Raw genomic sequence first — 3797 nt, 5'->3', positions numbered from 1 at the left:
GTCAGCAACGTGCCGCCCCAGGGCGGCCGCAAGCACCCGCAGCAGGAGTTCATCCAGATCAACACCAAGAACATCCTGTTTATCTGCGGTGGCGCTTTCGACGGGCTGGAAAAGCTCATCCAGAAGCGCACCGACACTTCGTCCCTGGGCTTCGGCAGCCAGCTGCGCACCAATCTGGACCAGGATGAGACCCGCCAGAAGCTGCTGCGCAAGGTGGAACCGGACGATCTGGTCAAGTTCGGTCTGATCCCCGAACTCATCGGCCGTCTGCCGGTGGTCACTGTGCTGGATCCCCTGGATGAGGAATCCCTGGTCCGGGTACTCACCGAGCCCAAGAACAGTATCGTCCGCCAGTATAAGGAACTGCTGGGCCTGGACAACGCCGAACTGGTCTTTACCGATGCGGCACTGCACGCCATCGCCAAAAAGACCATCGAGCGCAAGAGCGGTGCCCGCGGCCTTCGCAGCGTGGTGGAGGAACTGCTGATTCCCATCATGTACGATATCCCCTCCGACCCCACCATCATCCGGGTCACCATCGACGAGGATACCGTCAACGGCGGCAAACCGCATCTGGATTACGGTGCGGTGCGCAAGCGCTACAAGAACCAGAATCTTTCGCTGACCTGATTTCCGGCGGCGGTCTGCCCTTGTTGCGGACCGCCGCTTTTGTATTCCGGCAAAGGAGGAAGAATCATGTCCCATTTTCGCGTGGCTCTGCTGCAGCTTCACCCCGGAAACACACGGGAGGAAACGCAGAAAATTGGTCTGGATGCCTGCCATCGTGCCAAATCCCTGGGGGCGGACCTGGCTTTGTTTCCGGAAATGTGGAGCACAGGATATACGATTCCGCAGGAGGAAGCATTGCTCCGGGCAAGCGCTCTGCCGGTCGGGCATCCCTTTCTGGGGGCTTTTGCCGCCTGCGCCCGGGAGCTGGAGATGGCCATAGGGGTCACCTGTCTGGAACAGGCCGACCCACGGCCGAAAAATTCCCTGTTTGTGTATGACCGGCACGGCGACCTTGTCTTGCAATATGCCAAGGTGCATACCTGCGATTTTGGGGAGGAGGCATGCCTGGGCCGGGGAGAGGAATTCCGTGCGGCGGACCTGGATACGGCAGCCGGAACCGTGCGGATTGGGGCCATGATCTGCTACGACCGTGAATTCCCCGAAAGCGCCCGCGTTCTGATGCTGCAAGGGGCGGAGATCGTTCTGGTGCCCAACGCCTGCCCCATGGAACTCAACCGTCTGGCGCAGCTGCGCGCCCGCGCCTATGAAAATATGATGGGCCTTGCCACCTGCAACTATCCCGCCGGACATCCCGACTGCAACGGTCATTCTTCGGCTTTTGACGGTGTGGCGTATCTGCCGGGACTTTCCGGGTCACGGGATACCTGTATTTTGGAAGCGGAGGAAAAACCGGGAATCTTTGTGGCGGATTTTGATATGGAAATGCTGCGTGACTATCGGCGGCGGGAGGTACACGGCAACGCCTACCGGCGCCCGGAATGTTATCACCTGCTGCTGGAAGAAAAGATCGAACCGCCTTTTGTACGGCCGGACCGGCGGCCCTGAACGGCTCTTGATTTGCCTGCCGTCGGACTGCTAAAACAGGGGATGACGGCCCGTTTCCTTTTCAAAAAGGAAACGAAAGAAAAAAGAACAGAAGTTCTCAAAAATAATACAACGATGTTCCGATAAAAATATCTGTTCACAAAAATTTTATACTTCGGACACTTGATTTTTGACGGGCAAGTGACTACAATGTATTTAGCACTCAAGATAAATGAGTGCTAAAACAAAACCTGAACTAAGACAGTTAATTATAAGGAGGATATTTCACCATGAAAATCAAACCTCTGGCAGACCGGGTTGTCATCAAGCTGGTCGAAGAAGAAGAAACCACCAAGGGCGGCCTGATCCTGACCGGTTCCGCCAAGGAAAAGCCCCAGGTTGCTGAAGTCCTGGCTGTTGGCCCGGGCGGCAATGTGGACGGCAAGGAAGTGGAAATGATCGTCAAGGTTGGCGACAAGGTTCTGACCAGCAAGTACTCCGGCACTGAGGTCAAGGTCGATGGTGAAGAGTGCACCATCGTCCGCCAGAGCGACATTCTGGCCATTGTGGAATAATCACGCTGCATAAGGTAAGGAGAGATATACTATGGCTAAACAGATTAAGCAGGGCGAGGAAGCCCGTAAAGCTCTTTGCGCCGGCATCGACCAGCTGGCCGATACCGTCAAGATTACCCTGGGCCCCAAGGGCCGCAATGTGGTGCTGGGCAAGAAGTTCGGCAGCCCGCTGATCACCAACGACGGTGTCACCATCGCCAAGGAAATTGAGCTGAAGGACCCGTTTGAGAACATGGGCGCCCAGCTGGTCCGCGAAGTTGCCACCAAGACCAACGATGCTGCCGGCGACGGCACCACCACCGCCACTGTCCTGGCACAGGCTCTGGTCACCGAAGGCATGAAGAACGTTACCGCCGGTGCCAACCCCATGGATATCAAGCGCGGTATGCAGAAGGCCATCGGCGCCGCTGTGGAAGCCGTCAAGGCTCACAGCCAGAAGGTCAACGGCACCAAGGATATCGCCCGTGTCGGCACCGTTTCTGCCGGTGACGCTGAGATCGGCCAGCTGATTGCCGATGCCATGGAGAAGGTCACCGCCGACGGTGTCATCACCATCGAGGAGAACAAGACCACTGCCGAGACCTACACCGAGGTCGTGGAAGGCATGCAGTTCGACCGCGGCTACATCACTCCGTATATGGTCACCGATACCGAGAAGATGGAAGCCGTCTTTGACGACGCCAGCGTCCTGATCACCGATAAGAAGATCAGCGTCTTCCAGGATATCGTTCCTCTGCTGGAACAGGTCATCCAGTCCGGCCGCAAGCTGCTGATCATCGCTGAGGATGTGGAAGGCGACGCGCTGTCCAACCTGATCATCAACCGTCTGCGCGGCGGCCTGAACGTGGTTGCCGTCAAGGCTCCCGGCTTCGGTGATCGCCGCAAGGAGATGCTGCAGGATATCGCTATCCTGACCGGCGGTACCGTCATCAGCAGTGACCTGGGCTATGAGCTGAAGGACGCCACTCTGGCCATGCTGGGCTCTGCCCGCCAGGTCAAGGTGACCAAGGAAGTCACCACCATCGTCGGCGGCAACGGCGACAAGCAGCAGATCGCGGACCGTGTGGCCCAGATCCGCAGCCAGATCACCACGGCTACCTCCGACTTCGACCGCGAGAAGCTGCAGGAACGTCTGGCCAAGCTGGCCGGCGGTGTGGCCGTCATCAAGGTCGGCGCTTCCACTGAAGTGGAAATGAAGGATAAGAAGCTGCGCATCGAGGATGCCCTGAACGCCACCAAGGCGGCTGTGGAGGAAGGCATTGTTGCCGGCGGCGGCACTGCCACCCTGAACGCCATCCCCGCTGTTGACAAGCTGATCACCGAGCTGGAAGGCGACGAGCGCACCGGCGCCAAGATCGTCCGTAAGGCTCTGGAAGCGCCTGTCCGTCAGATCGCGGCCAACGCTGGTCTGGAAGGCAGCGTCATCATCAACAACATCCTGCAGGCTGGTAAGCCCAACTACGGCTACGATGCCCAGAAGGAAGAGTATGTGGAAGACATGATCGAGGCCGGCATCGTTGACCCGACCAAGGTCACCCGTTCCGCTCTGGAGAATGCTTCCAGCGTTGCTTCCATGGTCCTGACCACCGAGAGCCTGGTTGCCGATCTGCCGGAACCGCCGGCTCCGGCTGCTCCTGCCGGCGGCGACATGGGCGGCATGTACTAATG

Annotated in this window: 4 protein-coding genes; all 4 read left to right on the top strand. The window is 58.4% G+C overall.

What is annotated here, in order from left to right:
• A partial coding sequence (locus Q0K17_RS10745) for an AAA family ATPase (protein WP_294542906.1) occupies window positions 1-630 on the top strand: 630 nt, incomplete at its 5' end.
• A gap of 66 nt (window positions 631-696) precedes the next feature.
• Complete coding sequence (locus Q0K17_RS10740; protein WP_294542905.1) at window positions 697-1575, top strand: carbon-nitrogen hydrolase family protein; 879 nt, start codon at window positions 697-699, stop codon at window positions 1573-1575.
• 269 nt (window positions 1576-1844) lie between these two features.
• Window positions 1845-2129: a co-chaperone GroES gene (locus Q0K17_RS10735; RefSeq protein ID WP_204647381.1), complete on the top strand. Its 285-nt coding sequence runs from the start codon at window positions 1845-1847 to the stop codon at window positions 2127-2129.
• Window positions 2130-2160: 31 nt separating this feature from the next.
• On the top strand, window positions 2161-3795 hold the full coding sequence (gene groL, locus Q0K17_RS10730; protein WP_294542904.1) for a chaperonin GroEL: 1635 nt from the start codon (window positions 2161-2163) through the stop codon (window positions 3793-3795).
• Window positions 3796-3797 lie beyond the last annotated feature (2 nt).

The organism is uncultured Gemmiger sp. (assembly GCA_944388105.1).
Taxonomy (GTDB): Bacteria; Bacillota; Clostridia; order Oscillospirales; family Ruminococcaceae; genus Gemmiger.
This window is presented reverse-complemented; position numbering and strand designations above follow the sequence as displayed.